We start from the raw sequence: 26847 nt of genomic DNA, 5'->3' as shown, positions 1-26847 counted from the left end.
TTTTCCGAGGCGCTGACTCGTATCGTTCCGTACGCCTTTCTGGTTCACAAACTTGTACGGAGGAGTCCCATGAATCTGCCCGGTTTCCGCGTGAATCCCGCGCCCGCCCTTGCTCCCGCTTCGGTCATCGATGCGCTGCAAAACGTTGTCGTTCCGCATCTGAGCGACAACCTCGCGCGCAGCGTTGGTATCTATGGACTGACGCGCTACAACCGCACCAACAAACTCATCGGCACCGCGTTCACGGTCAAATGCCGCCCCGGTGACAACCTCATGATTTACAAGGCGCTGACGATGCTCCAACCGGGCCACGTTCTGGTGGTTGACGGCGCGGGTAACGAGCAGAACGCGCTGGTCGGCGAACTCATCAAGCTGCACGCCGAGAAGCATGGCTGCGTGGGTTTCGTCATTGACGGCGCAATTCGCGATGTCGCTTCGTTCGAGGACTTCCCCTGCTATGCACGCAGCGTGACGCACCGTGGTCCGTTCAAGGATGGCCCCGGCGAGCTGAATGTTCCCGTTACGGTCGGCGGCCAGGTCGTCAATCCGGGCGACATCATTGTCGGTGACGAAGATGGCGTGGTGTGCTTCCCCCAGGAAGACGCCGAGGTGCTGCTGGGTCTCGCCGCCAAGCACAACGCAAAGGAACAGGCTATCCAGGCAGAAATCGCTACTGGGAAGCGCGAACAGGAATGGATTAACAAAATCCTTGAAGCCAAGGGCCTGGCAGCGTAACGCCCCCTAGCATTGGAAGCATCATGACCACCACTTTGTTTCTCTCCGACCGTATCAATCGAATCAAGCCGTCGCCCAGCATGGCGGCCAAGGCACTCGTTGACCGCATGCGTGCGGAAGGCCACGACATCGTCGACTTCACGATTGGCGAGCCTGACCTGCCGACGCCGCCGAACATTGTTGAAGCTGCCATTGCAGCGATGGTTGACGGCGAGACAAAGTACACCGGCTCTAGCGGCACGCCGGCGCTGCGCGACGCCATCGCGACGAAGCTTCTGCGTGACAACGGCGTCCAGTACGCGCCGGAGAACATCGTGGTGGGCAGTGGTGGCAAGCACATCATCTTCCATGCCCTGGCAGTGACCCTGAACCCGGGGGACGAGGTCATCATTCACTCGCCGTTCTGGGTTTCGTATCCAGACATGGTGGGCGTCAACGAAGGTGTGCCCGTCATCGTGACGGGTAGCGAGTCCGACGGCTTTAAGCTGACGCCGGCGGCTCTCGAAGCAGCCATTACGCCAAGGACAAAGTGGCTCATTCTGAACAGCCCGAACAACCCGAGCGGGGCGGTTTATTCGGAGAGCGAACTCAAGGCGCTCGGCGAAGTCCTCAAGCGGCATTCCCATGTGTGGATGATGTCCGACGAGATTTACGAGCACTTCATCTTCGACGGTGGCAAGCATGTTTCACCGGTCGCGGCCGTTCCGGAACTTCAGGAGCGTAGCCTGATTGTGAACGGTGCTTCTAAGGGGTATTCGATGACCGGCTGGCGACTTGGCTACGGCGCAGGTCCGGTATCGCTGGTCAACGCTATTTCGAAGCTGATTTCTCAAACGACGACGTGCCCGAGCTCCATCAGCCAGGCCGCTGCGGTGGTCGCCTTCGCGGGCAGCCAAGAAGCGCCGCAGAGCGCCGCGACCATATTCGCGGCGCGTGGCCAACTGATGGCACAACTGCTTCGCGACGCTCCGGGTCTTCGGGTATCGGAGCCGAGAGGCGCGTTCTACTTGTACCCCTCCGTTGCCGGGCTCCTTGGCAAGATCACTCCCAAGGGAAAGAAGCTGGAGTCGGACCTGGATGTGGTGAACTACTTCATCGAGGAAGCTGCAGTTGCAAGTCTCGACGGTACCGCATATGGGCTATCTCCCTACATCCGGTTGTCGTTTGCGGCGTCCGAGAAGTCCATCCGCGAAGGGTGTAAGCGCATCGTTGAGGCGTGTGTAGCCTTGAGGTAAGCGAGTGCGCCATTGGTGTTTTGGTGACGCCAATGGCGCTTTTTTCATTAGCTTGTCGCCGGATTGTTAAGGCATGAGCAAGAGAGGAACAGTATGAGTGCCATAGCAGACAACAACACACTTCCAACTGAGTCGAAGGCGCCGCGTATGGGCCTGGCATGGCAGATTGCCATCGGCCTGGCTGTCGGCATCCTGGTCGGCTTTCTGCTGAACAAGTACCCCTCAGTACGGGAGGCTGCAATCGCAGGCTACCTGCAGCCGGCAGGCGACTTGTTCATCAAGCTCATCAAGATGATTGTGGTCCCCATCGTGTTCACCAGCATGGTGGTCGGTATTGCGGGCGTGGGCGACGGCAAATCGCTGGGGCGCATCGGCCTGAAGACGCTCATTTACTTCGAAGTCATCACGACCATCGCCATCGTGATCGGCCTGGTATTCGGCAACGTATTTCAGCCAGGTGCAGGGACCGACATCGCGCAGCTTGGTGCTGTAGACATCTCGAAGTTCCAGAGTGCCGGCAGCCAGACGGCCGCATCCCACAGCTTCATGCAAATGGTGCTGGCAATCGTTCCCGACAACATCCTTGCATCCATGGCGCGAGGGGACCTTCTTCCCGTCATCTTCTTCTCCGTGCTGTTTGGCTTGGGGCTGCAAAGCGTTTCCCCTGACCTCCGCCAGCCCGTGCTGGCCACGCTTCGTGGCATCTCTGACTCAATGTTCAAAGTCACGAACATTGTGATGCGCTATGCCCCAATCGGTGTTGCCGCACTCATCGCAACGACTGTGGCCAATTTTGGCTTTGGCTCTCTGTTTCCGCTGCTAAAGCTGGTTGCTGTCACCTACGCGGCCCTCGCCCTATTCGCGGTCGTCGTGCTGGGTATCACCGCCAGACTTTTTGGCTTCAGCATCTTTGCACTGCTTCGTATCATCAAGGATGAACTCGTCATTGCGTTCTCCACCTGTAGTTCCGCGACTGTGCTGCCGCAGCTCATGAAGAAGATGGAGGATTACGGCTCCCCAAAAGCCATTACGACCTTCGTCGTCCCAACCGGATACACCTTCAACCTGGACGGCGCATCCATTTACCTGGGCATCGGGACCCTCTTCGTCGCGCAACTCTACGGCATCCATCTGGGCCTGCAAGAGCAAATTGTTCTTACCCTGACGATGGTGATTACGTCTAAGGGGGCCGCAGGAGTACCTGGGTTCATGTTCGTCATCCTGCTGGCAACCCTGGCTAGTGCCGGCTTGCCGCTGGAAGGGCTCGCATTCATCGCCGGTATCGACCGAATCATGGATATGGGTCGCACCGCTTTGAACGTGATTGGGAACGCGCTGGCTCCGCTTGTCATCGCAAAATGGGAAGGGCAATACGATGCAGCGAAAGGCCGGGCCTATCTGGCATCGCTGGAACAAAATCGGTAGGCTTGCTCCCTCGCAGGCGTCTAGCGGGCGGTCAGCGCCTGCTAGACTGAAAAGTCGCTTCAGCTTCGCTGAGCACGAGCTGAGCAAGAGAAGCACGAGGGCCCCTCGTTGACCACAGGAACCCCAGGCGCCTGACAGGCGCCTGGCCTGGCAGCGAGACTCTTACCAGTGAGGTGTCGCCCTCCCACATTGGCGACCAATCTGGGAGCAAGGAGATGCCCAAGCCGTGCTTGATGAGCGACGCGATAAGCATTAGCCCGTCAATCTCTAAGCGCTGGTGCGGGCGAATCCCGTTCTCTCGTAGGTACCTGTCCGCCAGCCTCCCACCCCAGACTCGCCGGTCGTACTTGATGAACGGCTCTGTGCGCAAGAGTTCATGGGCGTCCTTTGAAGCGTCTACGCCGCGGTGTGCCACAACAACAAGTGGCTCTTCCATCAAGGTCTGCCATGTGCAGGACTTCGGAATGCCAATCTGGTGCTCAACAACAATAGCCGCGTCAAGGTCTCCAGAGCCAACGCTCCCAATCATGTCTGGCGAAAAGCCAACGGTAACGCGGACGCCAAGCTCCGGATAGGCGTCATAAAGCCTCGCGAGCGCTCGCGGAAGCAGGCTCGGCGCAGCGGAAGGGAACAGGCCAAGCCGAAATTCCCCTGCCGGTGCGCGTTCGTTGGCAATTGAGCGGAGGTCTCGCGAAGCCCGGACAAGGTCGCGGGCACGCTCCAGCACGTTCACACCAGCAGTCGTTGGCCGTACCACACGACCGGACCGTTCAATCAAGGCAACGCCCAAATCCTCTTCGAGCGCGTGAATCCTGGACGCGATCGTTGCCGGCGAGAGTTCAAGGTGCCGCGCGGCCTCCGCCATAGACCCCAGCTCGACCACCATCACGAAGCTTTGTAAGAAGCGAATGTCCATGGGCTCATTCTACGTCGGCCCGGCACCGGGAAGATAGATTTTTCGTGGTGTGAACATGCATCAACGTACTTTTTCCAATGTTGAAGACCGCCGATACTTTTGGCCAATGGACCTTCGTTGGCCCCAAATACAAGACTTGGAGACAAGAGTGAATCGGAAGAGCTTCCTTCGCGTTACCGTGGGCGCGCTATGTGCTGTAGTGCTGACACAGGCCCATTCAGAAACCTATCCTGATAAGGCAATCCGCTTCATCGTTCCGTGGCCGGCTGGCGGCGCGGCGGATGCAGTTGGCCGCTTGGTGGCGCAAGCTCTGACAACGCAGCTCGGTCAGACGGTCTATGTGGAGAACATCGCTGGCGCGGGGGGAAACATCGGTACCGCCCAGTTCGTCCGCAGCAAGCCGGACGGCTACACGCTGTACCTGGCCACCAGCTCGACCAATGCCGCCAGTCCTCATCTGTATAAGCGTACCGGCTTCGAGCCCATCAAGGACTTCACCCCCATTGCATCCGTTGCTGCCATCCCGAGCATCCTGGTTGTGCCGGCGGCGTCGCCCTTCAAGACGCCCAAGGACATCATCGACGCTGCGAAGGCCAAGCCTGGCAAGTTGTCTTATGGTTCGGGCGGCGTCGGCGCATCTGCCCACCTGGCAGGCGAGCTATTCAAGTCCATTGCCGGCATCGATGTGATTCATGTCCCGTACAAAGGCAGCGGGCCGGCCATCTCTGACGTCATGGCCGGACAGCTCTCATACATGCTCGACACGGGAGCGGTCCCGTACATTCGGGGCGGAAAGGTCCGCGCTATCGCCGTTGCTGCGGACAAGCGCCTGCCACTCTTTCCCGAAGTGCCGACCTTCACAGAGCTTGGCATCAAGGGAATGCAGATGAACGCGTGGTATGGCGTCGCGGCGCCTGCGGGAACGCCGGAAGCCGTCGTGACGCGCGTCAACGCAGCAATCAACAAGGCTCTGCAAACCGGAGCTCTGCCCAAGCAACTTGCGGACATTGGCGCCGAAGTTCGGACCGGGAGCCCGGCTGACTTCTCGAAGTTCTGGGGCACCGAACTCCAACGCTACGAGAAATTGGTTAAGTTGACCGGCGCGACGCTCGACTGACCCGGGACAGCTCTATATAACAGTCATGGCAAAGCTCACGTCCGGCGCCTCGGACCTTCCGGCTTCGGCGGAAAGGCCAATGGCCACCAACGCTCCTCCGTCGAAGGTCCTCAGAAAAGTGCTGTGCCTCGATGATTTCGAGCCGCTCGCTCGCCGACATCTCCCGCCTCCTGTGTTCGGCTATATAGCGGGCGCAGCAGAGACCAACCAGTCTTATCGAGCGAATCGAAGCAGCTTTTCCGAGTACGAGTTCATCCCTCGTGCACTTGTAGACATCTCCCAGCGCAGTCAGGCCGCGTCGATACTGGGGCAAACCTTTGCTGCCCCCTTTGGTATTGCGCCCCTTGGCCTCAGCGCATTGTCGGCGTACCGAGGGGACATCGTGCTGGCGAAGGCGGCGCGTGATGCCAGGATTCCGATGATTATGAGCGGCTCCTCCCTCATTCGCCTGGAAGAGGTCATAAAGGTGAACCCTGACGCCTGGTTTCAGGCGTACCTGCCAGGCGAGGAAAGAGCCATTGTGGCACTCATTGAACGCGTCTTTGCCGCAGGGTTCAAGACCTTGGTCATCACCGTCGACACGCCTGTGGCTGCCAATCGGGAGAACAACGTGAGGGCAGGGTTCTCCACGCCTATCCGTCCATCCATGCGCTTGGCTTGGCAGGGTACTTCGCACCCTCGGTGGCTCTTTGGAACGTTCGCAAGAACGCTCGTGCGGCATGGCATGCCGCACTTCGAGAACAACTACGCAACACGCGGTGCGCCTATCGTGTCGCCCACAGTGGAGCGGGATTTCTCGGACCGAGGCCATCTCACGTGGAAGGACGTGGAAATGATTCGCCGCATATGGCCGGGCAACCTGGTCATCAAAGGCATCCTTAGTAAGCGGGATGCCTCCATCGCACGAGATATTGGTGCTAATGCGATCGTAGTCTCCAACCACGGCGGTCGACAGCTCGACGGGGCTATTGCGCCACTGCGCGTTCTGCCGGAAATCGTTGCCGCCTGCACTGAAATCCCGGTAATGCTGGACAGCGGCATCAGACGCGGAACTGACGTTTTGAAGGCTATTGCCCTCGGCGCCAAGTTCGTGTTTGTCGGAAGGCCATTCGGTTACGCTGCCGCGGTTGGAGGTCAGGCGGGTGTGGCGCACGCCATCAGCCTGTTAAGCGCAGAAGTCTCCAGAAACATGGCCATGTTAGGCGTTAATGCCGTCTCGGACCTGCGAGCGGAGGACTCGCTTTACCGCGTGAATCTAGTCGATTCGGCTCATTGCTGACTCCGCCAGGACCGCTTGACTTCCGCCGCCCGTGCGCAGGGGCACTTTAGGCCGGACGCCGCCGCCGCGGCTGCCCGTGTCTGGGCCCGAAGTCACAACACTGTCTGGCGATGTCGGCCACAGCATAGCCCAATGCAGCCTGATGCTGCTTCAGGAATGACGCAACATAGGTAATGCTTGGCGCCGGTGGGTCAGTGTGCACAAGCTGCAGACGCTTTTGGCTTATCTCTTGGTCGAACAAATGCAGGGGTACACAGCTGACGCCTACGCCTGCTTCCACCAGGCCGGCAAGCGCAACCAAGCTATTGCTGCCAGACACACGATGCGGTTCTATCCCGGCTTGGGCATACAGCGTCTCACAAAGCGCAGTTAGCCCCGAGCCGGCGTCCTGCTCGATGAGAGGGAGCGACGCCAGGTCTTGCAGCGAGACCACCTTCCCAGTGTCAAACGCGCCGACCGGGCAAATCCAGCTGAACTTAACGGATTGCAATTTGACAGTCGCCATTGCGGGCGTGGCATAGGCCTCAGGGAGTACCGCAAAATCTAGCCGCCCGTCCAGAACCTTGTCGCGTAGCGAGGCTGACAGGTCCACGTCCGGTTGCAGCGTCACGTGCGGATACACGCTGTTTAGTCGTCGCACCAAGCTTGGAAACCACGTCAGCGCCACCAGTTCTGTGATGCCGATATGCAAGACGCGTGCAACATTCTTTGCTGAGGCCTTGATCTCCTCTAGGCGAGCGGTTGCCGCCAGGAAGCTCTCACAGAGCTCGAGCAATTCTTGGCCTTTCGGCGTTAGCGCTGCCTTTCTTCCAGAACTCTCAAAGAGCGGCGCAGCCGATATGCGCTCAAGTTCCTGGAGTCGCTTCGTCGCTGCCGACTGCGTCACGTGGAGCTTGGTCGCAGCCCGTTGAACGGTCCCCAGCTTTGCCGCCCAGTAGAATGCTTCGACTTGTTTGATGGTTATCATGCCCCCGTCCTGTTGTTGTGCTCCGCCGTCCCTGTGGGATAAGCATGCTCGAAGTCACATGTGCGTTTAGCCAGCTCTACCACGCTACGCAGGAAAGGCATCGCCAAATCTGAGCGAATCATCGTCACATAGTGAATTTTCGGCAACCTGGGCGTTACGTTCAGCTGCACCAAATGACCCGCCTCCAGGAAATTCCGAATAACAGATTGGGGCAGGTAGGCGACACCAAGGCCAGATGCCGCAATACCCACCAAGGCGACAATGCTGTTACTCGGGATGGTGCTTTTGGGCACAACGCCGTGTCGCCGGAGCCACTCGCCAATGAGGATGCCCGAACCCGAAAGGCTGCCTTGGGTGAGCAATGTGTATTCGCCTAGCTTGGCCACCGGTATCCGACTGGTGCCCTGCATCAAGCCTGGTGCACAGACCCAATCGTTGTGTACCTCCGCCAGCTTGTCCTTTACGTATCCGGTAGCGGCAAATGCATCCGGAAGGATAGCCAGGTCTAGCTGGCCCGCCTGCAATCGCTGGCGCAAGTTCACGCTTAGGTCCACCTCAGGCTCAATCGCCACGCGCGGGTACTCGGCTTGAATGGCTTGCAGCAGCCTTGGCAGCCACGTCAGCGCAGTCAACTCCGTTACGCCAAGGCGAAGCTTGCGGCTCAGCACTTCTTTGCTCGCGAACCTCTCCAACAGCAAGTCCCGCTGGCTAAGCACCGCCTTTGCACGATTCAGGACCTCAACTCCCTCGACCGTCAGCCTAACCGCGCGCCCAGACCGGTCCAATAACGGGTAGCCAAAGCTATCTTCGAAATCCTTAATCTGCTTAGAGACGGCCGAATGCACGACACCTAACCGACGTGCGGCCGCATCCATGGAGCCCGTCTCTGCGATGGCCGCCAGTGCCTCGAGTTGCTTGAGCGTCGTCATAGCCTTAGGGGTAACCCCCTCATCTTGTCACTTTTTGGAATGTAGGAGCGCCTAAAAATGTCGCTTTAACTAATTATATCCATCTGCAAGAATGGATTCACAAACCGAGGCAGCGACAGAAGCTGACTGGTTGGAGACAACGACCTGCCGCAACGGCACCCATATTGGCCTGGAGAACCCCATGAAGGCAACTTTCAAACTGAGCTTCGCTGTGCTGACTTGTGCCCTGGCAATCGCCGCCCCCGCAAAGGCTGACCAACTAGCGGACATCAAGGCGCGTGGCACGCTGGTCTGCGGCGTTCTCAGCAACCTCGAGCCGTTTGGCTTCCAGGACCCGAACACCCGCGAACTGACGGGCTACGACGTGGACTTCTGCAAGGGTGTCGCCAAGGTCCTGGGCGTGAAGCCGGAACTCAAGGTGGTATCGCTTGAAGCTCGCGTCCCGGAGCTGAGTCAAGGCCGCGTCGACGTTCTCGCTGCTGTGCTCGGCTACACGCCGGCACGCGCCGAGCAGATTACTTTCTCGGACAGCTATTTCGTCAGCGAGCAGAAGCTTGCCGTCAAGGGCAACAGCTCCTACAAGCAGCGCGATGACCTGGCCGGTAAGCGCATCAGCACCATCAAGGGCTCCAGCACGCAGAACTTCCTGCAGAAGACGCTGCCGACCGCGCAACTGGTCAGCTACGACGACGCCCCCTCGGCCTTCATGGCCCTGGTCCAAAGCAAGGTCGATGGCTTCGGTCTGTCGGAAACCATGCTGCGCCGCTTCATCGCCAAGGCCGGTCCCTCGGGGAACATCCAGGTCATCACGCCGGCGCTAGGTCAGGAAGCGTGGGGTCTCGGCATCAAGAAGGGGGAGCCTGCTCTTGAAAAGGCAGTGAACACGGCGCTGGCCGACATGGAGAAGTCGGGCGAAGCCCAACAAATCTTCGACAAGTGGCTCGGCGCGAAGACGATGTACCAGATGAAGCGGGAATTCCGAGTGCAGTCCATCAACAAGGGCTAACACGAACGTTGGGGCCGTTCGGCCCCAACTCTAGGAGTCCGACATGTTTTCCCACTTTAATCTCAGCGCCATCTTCGCCGCACCCTATGGCGAACAGCTGCTCAAAGGCCTGGAGCTCACTGCTTGGCTTACGGTCTGTAGCTGGGCGCTGGCACTGGTGCTTGGCACCATCCTGGCGACGGTTCGCGTATCTGGAAGCCGCATCGCAGAACGCTTCGTCGCCGGCTATGTAGCGTATCACCAGAATGTTCCGATGCTGGTCCACATCCTTCTGTGGTACTTCGGCATCCCGACTCTCCTGCCGGAGAGCATTCAAACGTGGGCCAATGCCAACAACGGCGAGCTCATTTTTGCCGGCATCGCGATTGGCATGTGCATGGCGGCCTATTTCTCGGAGGACATCCGAAGCGGGCTGCGTTCGATTCCGGTAGGCCAGCACGAGGCTTCGCGCTCGCTGGGTCTGAGCTACCTCGGCTCGATGCGTTACGTCATCCTGCCGCAAGCCTTCCGCATTGCGCTGCCGCCGTTCATCAACCACACCGTTCTGCTGTTCAAGAACACCAGTCTGGCGATGGCAGTCGGCGCGGCCGAAATGACCTATGCAGTCCGTGAGGTCGAGAACCACACGTTCCGCACCTTCGAAGCGTACCTCCTCGCAACGGTCTTCTATCTGGTGGTCTCTCTCGGCCTGATGGCAACCGGTGCTCTGGTAGCACAAAGAACCCGAATCCCTGCGAGGTAAGTCATGTTCGATATTCTGCGCGACAACTGGCAACTCCTCCTGGTTGGCCAATACCCCCAGGGCCCGTTGGGCGGCTTGGCGCTGACGCTGATTCTGTCGGTGCTGGGCCTGGTCATCTCGTTCCCCATCAGCATCCTGCTCGCCGTTGCCCGTGTCTCTCCCTGGAAGGTCTTCCGGGTGCCGGCGACCGTCATCGTCTACGTCGTGCGTGGCGTGCCGCTGGTGATGCTCATCTTCTGGAGCTACTTCCTGGTGCCCCTACTGGTGGGCCACGGCGTTACCGGCTTCACGACGCTGCTCTGTACCCTGATTATCTACGAAGCGGCCTATCTGTCTGAAGTGGTCCGTGCGGGCATCGAGGCATTACCCCGTGGACAGACCGAGGCTGCGCGAGCTTTGGGGCTGAGCTACCTGCAGACGCTGCGGCAAATTATCCTGCCCCAGGCCATCTACAACATGGTTCCCAGCATCGTGAGCCAGTTTGTATCGACCATCAAAGAGACATCACTGGGTTACGTCATCAGCGTCCAAGAACTGACGTTCTCGGCCAATCAGGTCAACACCAATTTGCTGACACGGCCGTTCGAAGTCTTCCTGATTCTTGCGTTGATTTACTTTGCCGTTTGCTTCTGTCTGACACAGTTCGCCCACTCGCTAGAGCGTCGTGTTACTCGCAGGAGGAGTGGTGCGGCTGCATCCAACCGGAGCTATCAAAATGATTCAGTTCTCCAAAGTCAATAAGTGGTACGGCGACTACCACGCCCTCGTTGACGTGACTGCAGAAGTCAAGCGCGGCCAGGTCGTTGTGGTTTGCGGTCCTTCGGGCTCCGGTAAATCGACGCTCATCCGGACAGTGAACCGTCTGGAAGAAATCCAGAAGGGAAGCATCACTCTGGACAACCAGGACATTCATGCACCGTCGTTAAACCTGAACAAGTTTCGCAGCCACGTGGGCTTCGTCTTTCAGCAATTCAACCTGTTTCCGCACCTGTCGGCCATCGACAATGTTTGCCTGGCGCCGATGAAGGTGGCGGCCAAGAGCAAGAGCGACGCCAAGAGCAAGGCAATGTCACTTCTCGAGCGCGTTGGTCTCGCGCATAAGGCTGAGGCTTACCCGCAGCAGCTCTCTGGTGGCCAGCAGCAGCGTGTGGCTATCGCTCGGGCGCTGGCTATGGACCCACCGGTCATGTTGTTCGACGAGCCAACAAGTGCCCTAGACCCGGAAATGGTGGGTGAAGTACTGAACGTGATGAAGGGCCTGGCCAAGGACGGCATGACCATGGTCTGCGTCACCCACGAAATGAATTTCGCTCGTGAAGTCGCGGACCGCGTCTGGTTCATGGACAAGGGCGCGATTCTCGAAGAAGCAGCTCCGAACGACTTCTTTGTCTCACCGCAGCATCCGCGGGCGCGCGCCTTCCTGTCTGACCTTCGCTCGCACTGAGTCGTTGACAATCATGGACCGCCCAAACAACTCCGAATCCGCCATTGTTGTCGGTGCCGGCATCATCGGACTCTCCATCGCTCTCAGGCTTAGGATGGAGGGGTACCAGGTTACCGTTATCGACAAGCAGATGCCGATGCACGGAGTTTCCTTTGGCAACGCTGGGTACCTGTCGGAGGCGAATATCTTCCCTCCCGCAACACCTGACCTGGTACGCCAGTTGCTGAAGCTGATGCTGGATAAGGAAGGGCCGCTTGTTGTCCGGCTGAGTTACGCCTGTCGGCTCGTCCCGTGGGCGATCCGCGCAATGGCAACGCTGAAGCCAGAGCCGTACAAGCGGGTTCTTTCGAGCATGGCGTCGCTTACGAGCTCGGCAATTGCCGAACTCGACGAGCTGACCAAAGAGGCATCGGCGGAGCATCTAGTTACCCGGCAAGGCGGGCTGGTCGTGTTCAAGACCGAAGCTGCTCTCGAGGCGAAATGCCGCGCGCTTCCCGTTTGGAACAGCTTTGCCTTGGCCGCGGAACGCGTATCAGCAGCCTATCTCCAAGAGCTAGAGCCTGCGCTGAGCAAGGACATCATCGGCGGAATCTACTTCCCAAACGCAGGTCGTTGCAGCAATCCTCGAGGGTTGGGCGTGCACTACGCGAAGCGGCTTATCGACTCGGGTGCTTTAATTCGTCGCGAAGAGGTACGTGTCGTCAATCTTGGTGCATCCGGCGAAGCCGAAGTCGTAACGACTGAAGGCGCGTACAAGGCCGACAAGGTAGTCGTTGCTGCTGGCTACCTCTCCAAGGACCTGCTCACGCCTTTCGGCTACAAAGTTCCCCTTGCTGCCGAGCGGGGATACCACCTTATGCTGCCGAGCTCTCAAATCGAGCTTCGTCGCCCCGTAGTCTTTGGCGAGCCGTTCTTCGCAGCCACGCCGATGGACGAGGGGCTGCGTCTGGCAGGAACCGCGGAGTTCGCCTATGCCGACGCGAAGCCAAACATGGCGCGAGCAAACATGCTCCTGGGGTTGGCGAAGCCTTACCTACCTGGAATCAACGGCTTGGATGCAAAGCCGTGGATGGGCGTTCGCCCGACGTTCCCGGATGGAATGCCGGCCATTGGCAAAGTATCGGGCACGCAGAGCGTGTTTTACGCCTTCGGCCATTCACACAGCGGACTGACGACTTCGGCCATTACCGCCAAATGCGTGGCGAGGTTGGTGCGCAGCGCTGGTCTCCCAATTGACGTAAGCGCCTTCAGTCTCGACCGCTTTCACTAACTAGCACTCGACAGCCATTTAGCACCCCTCCGTGGAGAGGGATAGCTCTTCTATTTTCTGGAGTTTGCCATGACAGACATCACCCAGCAACAGCTTGAAACCCTGAATCGCCTTGGAGCTGCCACCATCCATGAAGCACAAGGCCAGCGCGGTGCAGTCGACCCACGCATCGCGGCGCTTGACCCGGGAATGCGCGTGGTTGGTCCGGCGCTAACCGTGGACGTTCGTCCGAGCGACAACCTGATGATTCACTACGCCCTCACCAAGGCGAAGCCGGGCGATGTACTGGTCGTCGACGCCAAAGGGTTCGTCGACGCAGGTCCGTGGGGCGACATTCTGACGCTCGCTGCCAAGAAGATTGGGCTCGCCGGCCTTGTCATCGACGGCGCTGTGCGTGATGCGAGCGCGATTGTCGAAATGGGCTTCCCTGTCTTCTGCCGTGGCCTGTGCATCAAGGGTACGAACAAGTTCCAACCGGGCAAAGTGAATGTCCCTGTAACCGTGGGCGGCGTTATCGTGCGTCCGGGGGACATCGTCATGGGCGACCGCGACGGTCTCGTTGTCGTGGGCAAGGAAGAAGTCGCTCAAGTTATCCAGGCCAGCGAGGAACGCGAGCGCAAGGAAGAAGTCATGTGCCGACGTCTCGAAGAGGGAGCAACGATGGTGGAGCTCCTCGGTTTGCAAGAAACGCTCAGCCGCCATGGTCTCGTTTGACCCGGCGCATATCTGAATCCAATACCAGTAGAGGTAGACAAATGAGCAACAGCATCGTCAGCAGCCGAATGGGCCTGACTAAGCCGTCTCCCAGCATTGCCGCTAAAGCCTTGGTCGATGACCTCCGGGCGAAGGGCCACGACATTCTGGACTTCACCATTGGGGAACCAGACCTGGCGACGCCGGCGCACATCTGCCAGTCTGCCAACGAAGCCATCGCCCGCGGCGAAACGAAGTACACGAGCACGCTGGGTACCCCCGCCCTGCGGCGCGCGATTTCCAACAAGCTCCAGCGAACACTCGGGCTAGAGTACGGCAGTGACGAAATCGTGGTGGGCTGTGGGGCCAAGCAGGTCATCTTCAGCGCGCTGACGGCTTCGCTCGAAGAAGGCGATGAAGTCATCATTAGTGCACCGTACTGGGTCTCGTACCCGGACATGGTCAGCATGAATGGTGGCAAGTCCGTCATTGTGACCTGCGATGCGGACGTCGGCTTCAAGCTCACCGCGCAGGCGCTGGAAGCTGCCATCACGCCGAAGACGCGCTGGCTGATTCTCAACAGCCCCAACAATCCGACCGGCGCTGTCTACACGGCGGGCGAGATGAGTGCCATTTGCGCGGTGTTGGAGCGCAATCCCCACATATGGGTGCTGAGCGACGAAATTTACGAGCCGTACGTCTACGACGGCGGCACCGCTGTTTCACCCCTTCAACTGATGCCGTCGCTGAAGCAACGCTCGTTGCTCATTAATGGCATGTCGAAAGCGTATGCCATGACCGGATGGCGCGTGGGTTACGGCGCAGGCCCGCGTGAGCTCGTGAAGGCAATTGGAACCATCCTGTCGCAGAGCTCCACGTGCACGAGTTCCGTGTCGCAGGCTGCGGCGGTCGTCGCACTCGAAGGCGACCAGTCGTGCGTTCGCGAGATGGTGGAGATTTTTGAGAGACGACGCGACCGGATGGCCGAGCTGCTCAACGACATCCCAGGCATAGAGTGCAGCCCGTCCGCGGGCGCCTTCTATATCTACGCATCCGTCAAGGGGCTGCTAGGCAAGCAAACCGAGACCGGCAAGATTATCGAGACCGACCTGGATGTCGTGATGTTCTTCCTGAACAAGGCCGGCGTGGCAGTGCTCGACGGCACGGCTTACGGACTGTCCCCGTACCTCCGCTTCTCGTTCGCCACCTCCCTCGAAGTCATCGAGGAAGGGTGCGCGCGCCTGAAACAAGCCGTCGAATCGCTGCGTTAGGCGCAAGGCGTTCAAACAGAGGTACTACCCTCACGATGTGGTGGTTTCTTCTCACGTGACCGACAACTACTATTGGAACAAGGGACGAAATATCATGAACCGCGCTGTGGAGTTTTCCGACGTGGCCACGAGGCCATCGAGCGCCGCTGAACGCCTCGACGCGTTACCGGTTGGCTCGTTCCACTACCGCCTTATCGGGGTGATCGGGGCTGGCCTCTTCCTGGATGCGTTCGAGCTCGCCCTGGCGAGCGGCGTACTCGGCACTCTCGTGAAGGAGGGCTGGAGCAATCTGAAGCTGAACGGCTACTTTGTCACAGCGACCTTCATGGGCTTCATGATTGGTTGTTGGGCGGCGGGCATCATTGGTGACCGCCTGGGTCGGAAGTTCAGCTATCAGGCAAACCTCGCAATCTTTGGCTTGGCTTCCCTGGCTGCGACTTTCGCACCCAACATCGAGACCCTGATTGGATTGCGGTTCCTGATGGGCATTGGTCTTGGTGCGGAGCTGGTTCTCGGCTACGCGACCTTGGCCGAATTCGTTCCTCCCCAAAGACGTGGCCGTCTGGTGGCACTGCTGTCTTTCATTGCGCAGTGCGGCATTTTCGTGTCCTCCGTCGTGTCGCTATGGGTCATCCCGAATTTTGGATGGCGTGCGATGTTTGCCATCGCGGGCATTGCTGCGATCTTCGTCTGGTTCCTGCGCAAGTTCATGCCCGAGTCTCCCCGTTGGCTCGAGCAACAAGGCCGGCATGCTGAGGCTGACGCCATTCTCACGGAAGCCGAGCGCCAGGCTGGAGTTGTTCCGCGCAGTGCTAAGGCCGTGTCTGCGCTGGCACCGGCGCAGGCCAGCGTCCAGCCTGCCAAGGCCACTATCGGAACACTGTTCTCCGAAGAACTTCGTCGCCGGACGTTCGTTGCAGTCGTGACGCTGTGCGTCATTCAGGTCTGCCTCTATGGTCTGGTGACGTGGCTACCGACGTTCTTCGTCCAGCAGGGCTTCTCGGTCGTGAAGTCGCTGCAGTGGAATACCGTGATGACGCTCGGCGGACCCGCTGGTGGTCTCATTGGTCTGCTTCTCGCCGACAAGGCGGGCCGTAAGCCGATTCTCATGACTGCGGCACTCGCGGCGATTGCACTTTCCGTCGTCTACGTGAATTTGACCACCGAAAATTTGCTGATGATGGTGGGCTTCCTCCTTATCACGGCCATCTATGTCATCGTGGTTGTGGGCCAGGCTGTGTACGTGTCTGAGCTATTCCCGACCGCCGTTCGTATGCGAGGCACTGGGCTTAGCAGCACCGTCGCGCGAGTGGTGGCAGCCAGCATTCAGTTCGCTATCCCTCCGCTCTTCGCGGCAGGCGGCGTGACTGCCATCGTGACCGCCGTGGCCGCTGCTCTGGTCCTACTGACCCTCGTCATCGGCTTCGTTGGCGTAGAGACAAAAGAGCGTTCCCTGGAGCAGATTTCCGTCTAGGAAAGGAACATTGGAGGTTGAGATGAACGGAGCAGCTATCAGTTTGCTCGGCACGACGGCAGTGCAACTCGTCGCTGCTCCGCCTGTTTGCCTGGAGACGCAGCAACGTATCTGGGCCTTCTCCAAAGAGGCCCGGCGCTGGCGAGGCGTGCGGGAGGTGGTGCCGGGGATGAACAATGTCACCGTGCTCTACGACGTTCTTTCGATTCGTCCCGATGTTTTACAGACCAAGATGGAGAAAGCTTGGGAGGCGGCTGAAGGTATTGTCATCGAGCCAAGCACTCTCGTGGTTCCCGTCTTGTACGGCGGTGACTTCGGGCCGGACCTTCCTGCGATCGCCGAGCACGCAGGGCTGTCTGTAGAGCAAGTCATCGAGATTCATTCGAATGCGACGTATCAGGTCTATTTCCTCGGGGCGCATGCTGGATTTGCGTATCTGGGTGGCCTGGATAGCCGCCTGCACACGCCGCGCCTGGCATCACCTCGACTCAGGGTTCCCGCAGGAAGCGTGGCGATTGGCGGCGCTCAGGCCGGTGTCATCGCGCAGGATTCCCCGAGCGGATGGTTGTTGCTGGGAAGGACATCGTTGAAGTTCTTCGACATAGGGAAGCCAGAACCAGCGTTGCTCGCTCCAGGTGACATCGTCCGCTTCGTTCCCGAAGAAGCGCCGTCATGATTGAAGTCGTTCGAATCGGCCCCTTGGCTTCGGTGCAAGACCTAGGCCGCGACGGCTATCGCTCCGTCGGCCTGTCCTCCTGCGGGGCGATGGACAAGGTCGCCCTGGAGATTGGCAATATTCTCCTCGGCAACGACGCAACGAGCGCCGGCATCGAGATGACGGTCCCTCCGACGGTCCTGAGGTTTCACGTTCGCACCTCAATTGCCCTTACCGGTGCAGTCGCGTCGGCAACGCTGAATGGCGAGGCGTGCGTGCAACCTTGGTGGTGCATGACCGTTGATGAAGGTGACGAGCTGGAGATTAAGCGCACGCGGTATGGGGCTCGCTCCTATCTCGCGGTTAAGGGTGGGATTGATAGCTGTCAGGTGTTGGGCTCCCGCAGTACCGACCTCAAGGTTGGGTTCGGAGGCTATGAGGGGCGCGCGCTGCGAAAAGGCGACCGGATTCCATTGTTGTCACGGATGTCTGATGGGGAAAGAATCCACCCGTTTGGGGTGCTGTCCCCTTGGGAGGCTCTGCCAATCGACGGACACACGGCCCTGGAGTCGGAGGAAATGGTAGTTCGCGTCCTCCCAGCGTCCGAATACGGCAAGTTCACGCGCGAAAGCATCGACGAGCTTTGGTCCACTGGATGGACCGTCGAGTCCGAGAGCAATCGAATCGGCTATCGACTAAAGGGGCCGGCCTTGCGCCTGAGCGCTTCACTGGAGATGCTGTCGCACGGCATCGTTCCAGGCGTAATCCAGGTGCCGCCGTCTGGCCAACCAATCATCGCCATGGCTGACGCACAAGCCTCGGGTGGATACCCAAAGATTGGCACCGTTATCGAGGCAGACTTGTGGCGGCTAGCACAAACCAATCTCGGAAAACAGATTCGCTTTAAGGAATGCACGCTCGAGCAAGCTGTCGACGCCTACACAGAGTTGCGACGGTACATCAACCATCTGGGAGATTTGTGGTGGAGGGTTGCCTGATGTCTTGGGTGCTCTGCATTCCAACGTTCACATTGTTGCGGCGGCCCCCCGAGGAGGGCCACCGCTACGCCATTGCTGAGTTTGCTGTTTGCTAAGGAGTTTTTAAATGCGATTTGTTGACCTGAACTCGGATATGGGCGAAGGCTTCGGCCCATACACCATGGGTGACGACGCTGCCATGCTGAAGATTGTGACCTCGGCAAACGTCGCCTGTGGCTTCCACGCAGGCGACCCCATAATCATGGACCGCACGGTGAGTATGGCGCTCGCGAACAGAGTCGACGTCGGTGCGCATCCTGGCTTTGCCGACCTGTGGGGTTTCGGGCGCCGAGTCATCGTCGGTGACAGCCCAAAGACCATCGAGAAGTTCGTTGCTTACCAGTTGGGCGCGCTCCAGGCTATCGCCATCGCCGCTGGGCATAAGGTCACGCACTTCAAAGCGCACGGCGCTCTGGGCAACCTGATGTTCACGAACACCGAGATTTCCGAGGCGGTTGCGAACGCTGTGGCGAGTGTCGACAAGGACCTCATCTTCGTTATCCCGCCTCGAACCGAAGGGGAGCGCGTGGCCGAGCGCCGCGGTCTGCGCATCGCCCGAGAGATTTTTGCCGACCGTGCTTACACGCCCGAGGGGCATCTCGTTTCCCGGAAACTGCCTGGTGCAGTCATTCATGACAAGGATGAATGCGCCACGCGTGTGGTTCGGATGCTCGAAGAACAGGCTGTATTCGACATTGAAGGAAACAAGTTTCACGTCCGAATCGACAGCGTTTGCGTTCATGGCGACACTCAGGACGCCGTGGAGGTGGCGGCAGCCGTCAGGTCTTCCATCGAAGCCGCAGGCCTTGCGCTGCGCCCACTTTCCCAGCATGACCTTTGACTAGCAAATAGGGAATCAGAATCGTGAGCAACGACATCGTCCGCTATCCGACGCCGCTTACCGCACCGCTGTCCCGCGCTGTACGCGCTGGCGGCTTCCTCTTCTTGTCCGGGCAGACTCCGAAGGATGAGAACCTCCAACCGCTTCGCGGCGACATCAAGACTCAGACGCAGAATGTCCTGGACGCAATCAGCGAGTCGCTGAAGGGGTGCGGCTCCAACCTTTCCGAGGTTGGGCGATTCTGCGCAGCAGCAGTCCGCCCATTGCGATATAAACCATAAAGGCGAAAAAGCGGGCGGAAAACAGGCGTCAGGCGGTCGAAAAGCCGGCAAGATTACGCCTGATTTTCAGGATGTGGAAAAAACAGAGCCGACACCACGCGAGCGGGAAAAATCGCGCGTTGCGCGGGACGTATTTCAGCAGCCTGATAAGGGTCATCTGCGAGCTTCCAGCTCGCTCCCCACTGGGGTGGCGGTATCCACGCTTGATTCCGCGACTTTCATGAAGAACCGCTCTCTTTCAAGCACCGTTCTCGCAACCTCGATGACGGCCGCGATGCCGGCGCCTCGCTCTTCGTCTAGATAGGACACGTAATACGGCGTCGGGGGCAGCGGCGGCTTTGCCGGCAAGACTCTCAGTTCACCCGTAAGCAACTGCTCGCGCAATATTGCGATCGGTAAGACCGCGATCGCATGGCGGGCTCTCACAAGGCGCAACATCAACGAAAGCGAATTGCAGGAGTTGACGGCGTCAAAATCGAAGCCGCCGCTTCTCAACCATTTCTGCACGACGCCGTTCAGCGTGGACGGTGGCGAGTTGGTGATGATGGGCAATTCCGCCGCGTGCGACGGCAAGAACTCGCCGTCGGGGATGTCCAGGTCGCGCGAGGCCAGCCACTGTAACTCTACCCACCCGATCAACTCGTCGATGACGTGGGAACCGGCGCCGAAGTTGGTATGGAACGCGATATCGAGTTGTCGATTGCGCAGTTTTTCCGTCAGCACGGTGCCAACTTCGATGCTGAGTTCGACGATCAATTTCGGATGACGCAGCTTGAGTTGGGTCAGGGTCTCGGTGAGCCCCACCATGGCAGCCGATTCGTCCGAACCCAGGCGAAGCAAGCCCTCAAGGGGAGGTCCGGCGCCGCCCAGCCGCTCGAAGTCCTGGCCCGCGCTCAAGACCCGCTCCGCGTGGCTCAAGGCACTCCGGCCCGCGACAGTGAGTTCGACGCGCTGCTGCCTGCGCGAAAACAGTTCCATCTTCAGCACGGCCTCCAACTCCTTGATCCGTGCAGAAATGGCCGGCTGGCTGAAATGCAAGTGATGCGCTGCGCCATGGATGGTTCCGAGCTTGGCCGTCCAATAGAAGGCTTCGATTTGGCGGAGAGTGATTTTCATGATCAAAAAATTTTATCACCTTGCCTCCGAATAAATGATTTTTCTTTCAAGTCATCCTGGGATAACTTCAATTGTCACCTGTTTTTTTGAAGCTCTGGAGCTCTATGTACGTTCTCAATCCCTCGCCGACGCCGATCGACCGCGCCCTTCTGGAACTGCTCGCGCAGGCAGAACCGGCCGTCATAGGGCACTTTCGCCACACCGGATTCATGAGCCCCTCGATCCGCGCCCACTTTCAGGACCGGCGCATTGCAGGGACGGCCGTCACGATCCGCGTGCCCGGCATGGACGGAGCGATGGTTCACTACGCGATCGGGCAAGCGCGCGCCGGCGATTTTCTGGTGGTGGATCGCTGCGGCGACATGGCCATTGCGGCGATGGGCGGTGCAGTCGCCTATGCCGCGAGAGCTGCAGGGGTCGCCGGCATCATCGTGGACGGGCTGGTGACCGACCTCGGTGAGTTGCGTCAGTACGGCGTACCTGTCTGGTCGCGCGGCACCTCTGCGGTCACGACCAAAACGCTCGGATTGGGCGGAGAGTTCTGCATCCCGGTGAACTGTGGCGGCGTGGCGGTCAATCCAGGCGATGCCATCCTTGCCGACGAGAACGGCATCCTGGTGCTGAATCCGGCCGATATCCGCGAAGCAGCGACACGCGCGATCCAGATGAGCAAGGACGAAAAACTCACGCTCGCGCGCGTGGATGCGGGTGAAAAGTACCCCGATATTCTCGGCACCACGAAGGTAATCATGGACAGGATGGGGATGCGGGGATGATCACAGCGCCCACACGATCGGACATTCCCCTCGACAACGTCGTCGTCTTGTCGGCCGGGCTGCGCCGCGGCGAGTTGACATCTGTCGAGATCGTCTCAACGTCCCTCGCACGCATCCGCGCGCATGATGAATGGCTTCACGCCTTCGCGGCCATATACGAAGAGGAAGCGCTGGCAGCCGCAGAGGCCGCTGACCGGATGATGCGGGCCGGCTGCTGGCTCGGCCCGTTGCACGGGATCCCGGTTGCGCTGAAGGACCTCATCGACATCGCCGGCAAGGTGACCACCGGCGGCTCGCCGCTTTTCGCCAACCGTCAGGCCCAGCGGTCTGCGCGGATCGTGGAACGCCTGCATGCCGCGGGCGCAATCATCGTCGGCAAAACTCACATGGTCCAGTTCGCGCTGGGCGCCTGGGGCACCAACGAACACATGGGCACGCCGCGCAACCCGTGGGATCACAAGACGCATCGCACTCCTGGAGGCTCAAGCAGCGGATCGGCCGTGGCGGTTGCCGCCGGCCTGGTGCCCTTGTCGATCGGAACCGACACCGGGGGTTCCGTGCGCGTGCCGGCGTCCTTCTGTGGCATCACCGGCCTGAAGGCAACTGCCGGTTGCATCGACACCACGGGCGTGCTGCCCTTGAGCACGACGCTGGACAGCATCGGCGTCTTCGCCCGGTCGGCGGCCGACGCCGCATTGCTGTATGCCGTGCTAGCCGATGACGCCAGCGTTGCTGTAGAAGAGCCCAAGCGCGATGAAGGCAGGGCCTTCGCCGGACTGCGCGTCGGCCGTCTCGCCGAGACTGATCTCGACGGCGTGGCGCCCGACATCCGTGCGGCCTACGAGGCAGCGCTCGAAGTGTTCCATCGCGGCGGCGCCCAGATCACCGTCGTCGAGATGCCGCGCTCGCTGGACGCGTTCGCACGGACGGCCAGCGCGATCATGCTGTCCGAAGGCGCGGTCGACTATGGCGAGCTCACTGCCGACCCGGCCGCGCCGGTCGACAGTTCGGTACGGCCGCGCCTCGCGGCCGGGACGCGCGTCACCGCGATGCAATACGTCCGCGCCCTGCGTCAGCGCGTCGCGTGGAAGCAGGAGTTTGCGACCTTGCTGTCGCGGATCGAAGCATTGGTGACGCCCACGACGCCTTCCACTGCGATCCCGGTCGATGAAGTCGATCACGACCAGGCACCGGTCCGCTACACGCGGCTGCTCAACCTGCTCGACATGTGCGGCGTCTCGCTGCCCGCTGGATTCGACCACCAGGGACTTCCCATCGGCATTCAGATCGGGGCTCTGGAGGGCCGCGACGCGCAACTGATCGCCATCGCGACGCGCTTTCAAGAGAGCACTGTTTTTCACCTGCGCGCTCCGACCATGCGCGACGCAACACAGGATTGAAAGCCGCCTTCTGTCTTCCGACGGTCGCCATCTCAACCGCTTTTCTACTCGAAGGACATCGCATGTTCAACCGACTCCGCCTATTCATCCTAGCCTTTGCCTGGACCAGCGCCAGCGCCTTTGCTCAAAGCTATCCCAACAAGCCCATCCGTCTGGTCGTCCCGTTTCCGGCGGGCGGCAGCGTGGATATGGTGGCGCGTATGGTGGGCAAAAAATTGAGCGAGAGCATGGGCCAGCCGGTTCTCGTCGACAACCGGGCCGGCGCCTCGGGAAATATCGGCATGGCCTATGTCGCCAAGTCGACGCCCGACGGCTACACTTTGTTGATGGCGAGCGCTGCGTTGACGGCCAATGTGCATCTCTACGCCAAGATTCCTTTCGATCCGATCAAGGACTTCACGCCGATCATCCGTGTAGCGGACCAGCCCAATGTATTGGTCGTCAATCCATCCTTGGGCGTGAAGAACGTGCAGGAACTGATCGCCCTCGCCAAGTCGAAGCCAGGCAAGCTGACCTTCGGCTCGGCCGGCGTGGGAGCGGCCCAACAGATTGCCGCTGAAGTCTTCATGATGAAGACCGGCACCAGCATGATGCACGTGCCCTACAAGGGCGGTGCACCGGCACTGGCCGACCTGGTCGGCGGGCAGATCGATATGATGTTCGAGACTTCTCCGACGGCGGTTCCGTTCGTGAAATCGGGGAAACTTGCCGCCCTGGCCGTGACAACTTCCAAACGGCTGAGCACGCTGCCTCAGCTTCCGACGATCAGCGAAGCCGGGGTTCCGGGCTACGAGGCTTACACGTGGCTTGGCGTGGTCGCACCCTCCGGCACGCCGCCCGACGTGATTGCGCGTCTCAATGCAGAAGTCAAGAAGGCTATGACGCCCGAGTTCCTCGCACAACTCACGGAGATCAGCCTGGTCCCGGTCGGTGACTCGCCCGAAGGCTTCGCGGCTTACATCCGGAACGACACGGCCAACTACGCCAAGATCGTCAAGGACGCCAAGATCACGCCGCAGTGAGAGTACTTGCTTTGATGCAAGGACTGAACTCATGCTGGGCGCACGCCGACTCCGTCCGGAAGATCTACCAGGCGGTTCCCGAGAAAACAGTTCCGCCCCCAAGTTGGGCTTCCAGCGCGATGATCTGGCGGCTCAACGTAGACTAGGAAATGCGAAGAAGACTCGCAGCCTTTCCAACGTTCAGCGTCTCTGCAACAGTGACTAAGTAGCGTAGTCTCTGGAGCTCGAACATCAGACCTAGAATGTCTTTAAGGTGGAATTTCTAGACTCTGACGATCTTATCTGACAATGATGAAGGGGAGACCCCTCGACGAGAGCCATGCGCGAAGCACGCGTTTTTGCCATACAATCCCTGCAGCATTCGGCGTTGGGTTGCGGCGGCGAATTCGCCCTCAGCCACGGTGATGGAAGTGAGCCAGAGCGCGTGCTACCAGGACGCTGATCACCAGTGGCGAGCAAGGCAACATCAAGGGATGCAGTGTGATCGGCACAACGAATCCAATGATGGTCGCACATAGCACGACGATGCCGAGACAGGCATACAGGGCGAACATTTCAGGGTCGTGCTGCAGGAACTCTCGGGACTTGAGGATTCTGGATAGGGCGCCGTCAACTAGGGTGGCGAAGGTGAAACCCAGGAGCCACGGCAGCCATTCCTGCACGCCCGAAAGCCGGTAGCTCGCTAGAAGCAGAAGGGCGTCCACGGAACGAAAATAGGCGCTGCCGAATAAGCGCTTATTGACCGAGGCCATCTCATGCGAAACCGCCGCATTGACGCCGCGGCTCACCGGCGCATCCCTCGCGTTCGGAATGGGCGTCACGCCGGCTGCGGCGTCCTGCATGCGCACGGCGCGATCGAGTATGCGCAGTGCCGGATCGAGGCCCCAATAGGCGATGGCGGCTTCATGTTCTGCGCGCAACTGCGAGACAAAGCGCTCGGGCGGATGGGCCGACGGTACGTAGAGCACCAGCACGAGCAGGATAACCAGGGACAGAACGGCGACGGCGCGGATCATGCAACCGGCTGCGCACTGCGTTCGGGGTCCAGGATGGGGAAGCGTCCCTTGATGATGCGGCCGCCCGACACCGAGGCGAAGTATTGGAGGTTCGGTAGCTTGCCGAGCACGTCCGCGGGCACCATCTCCTCGAAGCTCTCGGTCAGTTGGGTCGAGTAGCTCGACGAAAAATCGCCCAGGTGCGCGTCGGCGCCGTGGGTGAGCCCCACCCGGACGGAGTGGATCGCCGTCTTGCCGAAAGTTTCGACCACGAAGTCCTGCGTCGGACGATCCTTGGTGCGCAAGGCGATGAGGTTGTTGAGGTTGCCCAGTGCCATGCGCGCTGCGTCTTCGCTGCCCAGGCGTTTGGCAAGGTCCGCCAGGGTTTGCATGGCGCAGGTGGTGAAGATGCCGCCTTCGGCCCCCTTGTTGAGGATCTCGATCAACGGCTGGTTGATGACGTTCGACACCTCGTCGACGAACAGCGCGATGCGGCGGTAGGCGCCCAGGTTGTAGCGCATGCCGGCGCGTGCCGCCTGGTCGGCCAGCGCCAGCGCCCCGATCGCCGAAGCTACGGAGGGGTCGGGCAGTGAGTCCAGGCACATATAGAGCACGTGCCCGCCACGCTCGATCTTCTCGAAGTTCATGATCGGGCGCGTGTCGTCGGCATCGAACGGGTCCGGCGACAGGCTGCGGCCCAAGTCGCCCGAGGTCAGCATCGACAGGATCGGCAGCAGGTTGGCCGTGATCTTCTGGTAGTGCTCCCGGTTGTGCCGGAAGGTGCGGACCTGGGCATCGATCACCTTGTCGTGTTGCGTCTGAGGGATGTGGTGCTCGTAGTAGGTGATAAAGGCCATCAGCGTGGCACTGGCCGCCTCCGAAGGGCGCTTCAGGTTACCCCGGCTGGCTTCCTGCAGCAGCTTCTTCATCTCGGGCAGTTCGCGCCAGTTGGCGTTAAGAATGCGATCGTAGAAGCGACGCAGGGAGACTTCGAGTACCGGCTCGATACCGCCTTCTATGTACTTGGTGAGCTTCACCAGGTTGGGTCGCTCTTCGATCTCGACCAGGCCTTGGACGACCACGTTCACCGCGTCCCAGCCGAAGGCGGAAAACGCCCCCGCCGTGTCGGACGGCATGATGGACTGGATACGCGATGCAAGTTCCGTGGGCTTTTGCCAGTTGAAGGTGAAGTCCAGCCGCACGCCCCGTTCGGGAAACGCGGGATGGAATTCCATGAAGGTGTCGGGCTGCCGGTAGTCCTGGCAGGCACGCTCCACCACGCGTTTGAGGCGCCGGCTGTTCTTCGGATCAATCACGATGACCACATCGCCGCGCCGCACCGCCTGCGTGATGAGGTTGGCCAGGGCCACGCCCTTGCCGGCCTGGGTCGTGCCCACCAGCAGGGTGCCGCCCTCGAAGTTCTGCAGCGGCCGCTGCAGGGGGACTTCCCTGGGCTCGACACCGTGTATGTAGGGCAGCCCGATCTCGGCGTCCGGCTGGGGCTTCGCGTCGTAGCCCAGCAGTCGTAGGACGCGGGGGGAGACGGCATATTCCCGGTAATCGATCTTGGCCAACTCGTAGAGCCGCTGGGCATGGACCGGTCGCCACTCGAAGCCAAAGCCGAGAAAGACCTGCGCGGGGTCTTCGCACCAGCGCCGCAGCTCATCGGTGCCCATCACCTGGATGCCGCGGCCGCCCAGCGATGCGCGCAGGACGAGAATGCGCATGGCCTGCGCGATACGCCAAACGGCCATGCACAGGCACAGGAGTGCCAGGGGCAGGGCCAGCGTACGCGGCAGTGTGCCGGCAAGGCCGACACCAGCGAAGTAAAGCATCGCCAGCGCCCACGCCAGGCTGGCGTAGACCTCGTAGGCCTTGCGCCATGGCATCTCGTAGCGGCGGATCAACATGGGTCAGACCTGCGCAGGCGCTGCGTCGATGAAGGCGGCGGGATCCACGCCGTCCACGAAGCGGGGGGAGAGCACCACACCGGCCGTGAGGGTGCCGCCGAACTCTCGGTTGAGGGTGGGTGGGCTGGTCGGACTTGGCTTGACCAACATCCCGGTTTCCAGCAGGGCGCGGATTGCAACCGACGCTTGCACGCCGCGGCGTTCAAATTCGGCGAGCGGGACGAACACGCCTTCGGCGATGGTGCACACCGTAGCCGCGAGGGCGTTTCCATTGAGGGTTTCCAACGCGCCGGCCAAGGCCTCTCGTACCG

Annotated in this window: 26 protein-coding genes and 1 pseudogene; 20 read left to right on the top strand and 7 right to left on the bottom strand. The window is 60.2% G+C overall.

Annotated features, from left to right (window positions below; genetic code table 11):
* Positions 1–69 precede the first annotated feature (69 nt).
* The 3 genes from P3W85_RS17835 to P3W85_RS17825 all read left to right on the top strand — a co-directional run bounded on the left by P3W85_RS17835 (position 70) and on the right by P3W85_RS17825 (position 3395).
* The gene (locus P3W85_RS17835) at positions 70–735 is read left to right on the top strand and encodes an RraA family protein (protein ID WP_276265775.1); all 666 of its coding nucleotides are present in this window, start codon (positions 70–72) and stop codon (positions 733–735) included.
* A 23-nt stretch (positions 736–758) separates the two neighbouring features.
* Positions 759–1970 carry a pyridoxal phosphate-dependent aminotransferase gene (locus P3W85_RS17830; protein ID WP_276265774.1) on the top strand — a complete coding sequence of 404 codons (1212 nt, stop codon included), beginning with the start codon at positions 759–761 and terminating at the stop codon, positions 1968–1970.
* A gap of 93 nt (positions 1971–2063) precedes the next feature.
* The gene (locus P3W85_RS17825; protein ID WP_276265773.1) at positions 2064–3395 is read left to right on the top strand and encodes a cation:dicarboxylate symporter family transporter; all 1332 of its coding nucleotides are present in this window, start codon (positions 2064–2066) and stop codon (positions 3393–3395) included.
* Between the two features lie 31 nt (positions 3396–3426).
* Here the strand turns inward: P3W85_RS17825 and P3W85_RS17820 are convergent, their stop codons facing one another.
* Complete coding sequence (locus tag P3W85_RS17820; RefSeq protein WP_276265772.1) at positions 3427–4311, bottom strand: LysR family transcriptional regulator; 885 nt, start codon at positions 4309–4311, stop codon at positions 3427–3429.
* 148 nt (positions 4312–4459) lie between these two features.
* Here P3W85_RS17820 and P3W85_RS17815 point away from each other — a divergent pair, with 148 nt between their 5' ends.
* On the top strand, positions 4460–5428 hold the full coding sequence (locus P3W85_RS17815; RefSeq protein WP_276265771.1) for a Bug family tripartite tricarboxylate transporter substrate binding protein: 969 nt from the start codon (positions 4460–4462) through the stop codon (positions 5426–5428).
* A 79-nt stretch (positions 5429–5507) separates the two neighbouring features.
* Positions 5508–6707: an alpha-hydroxy acid oxidase gene (locus tag P3W85_RS17810; protein WP_276265770.1), complete on the top strand. Its 1200-nt coding sequence runs from the start codon at positions 5508–5510 to the stop codon at positions 6705–6707.
* Positions 6708–6753: 46 nt separating this feature from the next.
* On the opposite strand, the gene P3W85_RS17805 is transcribed toward P3W85_RS17810, so the two are convergent.
* Complete coding sequence (locus tag P3W85_RS17805) at positions 6754–7674, bottom strand: LysR family transcriptional regulator (protein ID WP_276265769.1); 921 nt, start codon at positions 7672–7674, stop codon at positions 6754–6756.
* Complete coding sequence (locus tag P3W85_RS17800) at positions 7671–8603, bottom strand: LysR family transcriptional regulator (protein WP_276265768.1); 933 nt, start codon at positions 8601–8603, stop codon at positions 7671–7673. The genes P3W85_RS17805 and P3W85_RS17800 overlap by 4 nt, the downstream gene beginning before the upstream one ends.
* A gap of 181 nt (positions 8604–8784) precedes the next feature.
* Between P3W85_RS17800 and P3W85_RS17795 the strand changes: the two genes are divergently transcribed.
* From P3W85_RS17795 to P3W85_RS17740, 12 genes are all read left to right on the top strand, one after another.
* On the top strand, positions 8785–9609 hold the full coding sequence (locus P3W85_RS17795; RefSeq protein ID WP_276265767.1) for an ABC transporter substrate-binding protein: 825 nt from the start codon (positions 8785–8787) through the stop codon (positions 9607–9609).
* Between the two features lie 43 nt (positions 9610–9652).
* Positions 9653–10351, top strand: a complete 699-nt coding sequence (locus P3W85_RS17790) for an amino acid ABC transporter permease (RefSeq protein ID WP_276265766.1) — start codon at positions 9653–9655, stop codon at positions 10349–10351.
* Between the two features lie 3 nt (positions 10352–10354).
* The gene (locus tag P3W85_RS17785; protein ID WP_276265765.1) at positions 10355–11092 is read left to right on the top strand and encodes an amino acid ABC transporter permease; all 738 of its coding nucleotides are present in this window, start codon (positions 10355–10357) and stop codon (positions 11090–11092) included.
* Positions 11067–11795: an amino acid ABC transporter ATP-binding protein gene (locus tag P3W85_RS17780; protein WP_276265764.1), complete on the top strand. Its 729-nt coding sequence runs from the start codon at positions 11067–11069 to the stop codon at positions 11793–11795. The genes P3W85_RS17785 and P3W85_RS17780 overlap by 26 nt, the downstream gene beginning before the upstream one ends.
* 13 nt (positions 11796–11808) lie before the next feature.
* Entirely contained in the window at positions 11809–13065 is a 1257-nt protein-coding gene (locus P3W85_RS17775; RefSeq protein WP_276265763.1) for an NAD(P)/FAD-dependent oxidoreductase, read from the top strand.
* Between the two features lie 69 nt (positions 13066–13134).
* Positions 13135–13779, top strand: a complete 645-nt coding sequence (locus tag P3W85_RS17770; RefSeq protein ID WP_276265762.1) for a 4-carboxy-4-hydroxy-2-oxoadipate aldolase/oxaloacetate decarboxylase — start codon at positions 13135–13137, stop codon at positions 13777–13779.
* Between the two features lie 41 nt (positions 13780–13820).
* A complete protein-coding gene (locus P3W85_RS17765) occupies positions 13821–15029 on the top strand; it encodes an aminotransferase class I/II-fold pyridoxal phosphate-dependent enzyme (protein WP_276265761.1) in 1209 nt (402 codons plus the stop codon).
* A gap of 55 nt (positions 15030–15084) precedes the next feature.
* Positions 15085–16503 carry an MFS transporter gene (locus P3W85_RS17760; protein ID WP_276265760.1) on the top strand — a complete coding sequence of 473 codons (1419 nt, stop codon included), beginning with the start codon at positions 15085–15087 and terminating at the stop codon, positions 16501–16503.
* Positions 16504–16525: 22 nt separating this feature from the next.
* A complete protein-coding gene (gene pxpB / locus P3W85_RS17755; RefSeq protein ID WP_276265759.1) occupies positions 16526–17179 on the top strand; it encodes a 5-oxoprolinase subunit PxpB in 654 nt (217 codons plus the stop codon).
* Positions 17176–18156, top strand: coding sequence for a biotin-dependent carboxyltransferase family protein (locus P3W85_RS17750; RefSeq protein WP_276265758.1), 981 nt, complete (start codon positions 17176–17178; stop codon positions 18154–18156). The genes pxpB and P3W85_RS17750 overlap by 4 nt, the downstream gene beginning before the upstream one ends.
* A 106-nt stretch (positions 18157–18262) precedes the next feature.
* On the top strand, positions 18263–19036 hold the full coding sequence (locus tag P3W85_RS17745; protein WP_276265757.1) for a LamB/YcsF family protein: 774 nt from the start codon (positions 18263–18265) through the stop codon (positions 19034–19036).
* A gap of 23 nt (positions 19037–19059) precedes the next feature.
* Positions 19060–19317: a RidA family protein gene (locus tag P3W85_RS17740; RefSeq protein WP_276265756.1), complete on the top strand. Its 258-nt coding sequence runs from the start codon at positions 19060–19062 to the stop codon at positions 19315–19317.
* Positions 19318–19470: 153 nt separating this feature from the next.
* Here the strand turns inward: P3W85_RS17740 and P3W85_RS17735 are convergent, their stop codons facing one another.
* Positions 19471–20433 (bottom strand): LysR family transcriptional regulator, encoded by a 963-nt coding sequence (locus P3W85_RS17735; protein ID WP_276265755.1) that lies wholly within the window; start codon positions 20431–20433, stop codon positions 19471–19473.
* 104 nt (positions 20434–20537) lie between these two features.
* Here P3W85_RS17735 and P3W85_RS17730 point away from each other — a divergent pair, with 104 nt between their 5' ends.
* From P3W85_RS17730 to P3W85_RS17720, 3 genes are all read left to right on the top strand, one after another.
* Positions 20538–21209, top strand: a complete 672-nt coding sequence (locus P3W85_RS17730) for an RraA family protein (RefSeq protein ID WP_276265754.1) — start codon at positions 20538–20540, stop codon at positions 21207–21209.
* The gene (locus tag P3W85_RS17725; protein WP_276265753.1) at positions 21206–22609 is read left to right on the top strand and encodes an amidase; all 1404 of its coding nucleotides are present in this window, start codon (positions 21206–21208) and stop codon (positions 22607–22609) included. Before P3W85_RS17730 ends, P3W85_RS17725 begins: the two co-directional genes overlap by 4 nt.
* A 62-nt stretch (positions 22610–22671) precedes the next feature.
* The gene (locus tag P3W85_RS17720; RefSeq protein ID WP_276265752.1) at positions 22672–23631 is read left to right on the top strand and encodes a Bug family tripartite tricarboxylate transporter substrate binding protein; all 960 of its coding nucleotides are present in this window, start codon (positions 22672–22674) and stop codon (positions 23629–23631) included.
* 392 nt (positions 23632–24023) lie between these two features.
* Here P3W85_RS17720 and P3W85_RS17715 read toward each other — a convergent pair whose 3' ends face one another.
* The 3 genes and pseudogenes from P3W85_RS17715 to P3W85_RS17705 form a co-directional block, all read right to left on the bottom strand.
* On the bottom strand, positions 24024–24647 hold the full coding sequence (locus P3W85_RS17715; RefSeq protein WP_276265751.1) for a DUF4400 domain-containing protein: 624 nt from the start codon (positions 24645–24647) through the stop codon (positions 24024–24026).
* A complete protein-coding gene (traD, locus tag P3W85_RS17710) occupies positions 24644–26536 on the bottom strand; it encodes a conjugative transfer system coupling protein TraD (protein ID WP_276265750.1) in 1893 nt (630 codons plus the stop codon). The genes P3W85_RS17715 and traD overlap by 4 nt, the downstream gene beginning before the upstream one ends.
* A gap of 3 nt (positions 26537–26539) precedes the next feature.
* Positions 26540–26847: pseudogene (locus tag P3W85_RS17705) on the bottom strand (MobH family relaxase); the annotation flags it as partial.

Source organism: Cupriavidus basilensis (genome assembly GCF_029335485.1).
GTDB classification, from domain to species: Bacteria; Pseudomonadota; Gammaproteobacteria; order Burkholderiales; family Burkholderiaceae; genus Cupriavidus; species Cupriavidus basilensis_E.
Note: the sequence above shows the minus strand (reverse complement) of the source record. Positions and strands in the feature narration are given on the sequence as shown.

Bases quoted from the DNA above. Each gene is read 5' to 3' on its own strand.
- P3W85_RS17770 (WP_276265762.1), top strand. From the start codon at position 13,135: ATGACAGACATCACCCAGCAACAGCTTGAAACCCTGAATCGCCTTGGA.
- P3W85_RS17725 (WP_276265753.1), top strand. From the start codon at position 21,206: ATGATCACAGCGCCCACACGATCGGACATTCCCCTCGACAACGTCGTC.
- P3W85_RS17735 (WP_276265755.1), bottom strand. From the start codon at position 20,433: ATGAAAATCACTCTCCGCCAAATCGAAGCCTTCTATTGGACGGCCAAG.
- P3W85_RS17785 (WP_276265765.1), top strand. From the start codon at position 10,355: ATGTTCGATATTCTGCGCGACAACTGGCAACTCCTCCTGGTTGGCCAA.
- pxpB (WP_276265759.1), top strand. From the start codon at position 16,526: ATGAACGGAGCAGCTATCAGTTTGCTCGGCACGACGGCAGTGCAACTC.
- P3W85_RS17795 (WP_276265767.1), top strand. From the start codon at position 8,785: ATGAAGGCAACTTTCAAACTGAGCTTCGCTGTGCTGACTTGTGCCCTG.
- P3W85_RS17775 (WP_276265763.1), top strand. From the start codon at position 11,809: ATGGACCGCCCAAACAACTCCGAATCCGCCATTGTTGTCGGTGCCGGC.
- P3W85_RS17730 (WP_276265754.1), top strand. From the start codon at position 20,538: ATGTACGTTCTCAATCCCTCGCCGACGCCGATCGACCGCGCCCTTCTG.
- P3W85_RS17720 (WP_276265752.1), top strand. From the start codon at position 22,672: ATGTTCAACCGACTCCGCCTATTCATCCTAGCCTTTGCCTGGACCAGC.
- P3W85_RS17790 (WP_276265766.1), top strand. From the start codon at position 9,653: ATGTTTTCCCACTTTAATCTCAGCGCCATCTTCGCCGCACCCTATGGC.
- P3W85_RS17825 (WP_276265773.1), top strand. From the start codon at position 2,064: ATGAGTGCCATAGCAGACAACAACACACTTCCAACTGAGTCGAAGGCG.
- P3W85_RS17765 (WP_276265761.1), top strand. From the start codon at position 13,821: ATGAGCAACAGCATCGTCAGCAGCCGAATGGGCCTGACTAAGCCGTCT.
- P3W85_RS17780 (WP_276265764.1), top strand. From the start codon at position 11,067: ATGATTCAGTTCTCCAAAGTCAATAAGTGGTACGGCGACTACCACGCC.
- P3W85_RS17715 (WP_276265751.1), bottom strand. From the start codon at position 24,647: ATGATCCGCGCCGTCGCCGTTCTGTCCCTGGTTATCCTGCTCGTGCTG.
- P3W85_RS17830 (WP_276265774.1), top strand. From the start codon at position 759: ATGACCACCACTTTGTTTCTCTCCGACCGTATCAATCGAATCAAGCCG.
- P3W85_RS17800 (WP_276265768.1), bottom strand. From the start codon at position 8,603: ATGACGACGCTCAAGCAACTCGAGGCACTGGCGGCCATCGCAGAGACG.
- P3W85_RS17820 (WP_276265772.1), bottom strand. From the start codon at position 4,311: ATGGACATTCGCTTCTTACAAAGCTTCGTGATGGTGGTCGAGCTGGGG.
- P3W85_RS17810 (WP_276265770.1), top strand. From the start codon at position 5,508: ATGGCCACCAACGCTCCTCCGTCGAAGGTCCTCAGAAAAGTGCTGTGC.
- P3W85_RS17750 (WP_276265758.1), top strand. From the start codon at position 17,176: ATGATTGAAGTCGTTCGAATCGGCCCCTTGGCTTCGGTGCAAGACCTA.
- traD (WP_276265750.1), bottom strand. From the start codon at position 26,536: ATGTTGATCCGCCGCTACGAGATGCCATGGCGCAAGGCCTACGAGGTC.
- P3W85_RS17835 (WP_276265775.1), top strand. From the start codon at position 70: ATGAATCTGCCCGGTTTCCGCGTGAATCCCGCGCCCGCCCTTGCTCCC.
- P3W85_RS17745 (WP_276265757.1), top strand. From the start codon at position 18,263: ATGCGATTTGTTGACCTGAACTCGGATATGGGCGAAGGCTTCGGCCCA.
- P3W85_RS17805 (WP_276265769.1), bottom strand. From the start codon at position 7,674: ATGATAACCATCAAACAAGTCGAAGCATTCTACTGGGCGGCAAAGCTG.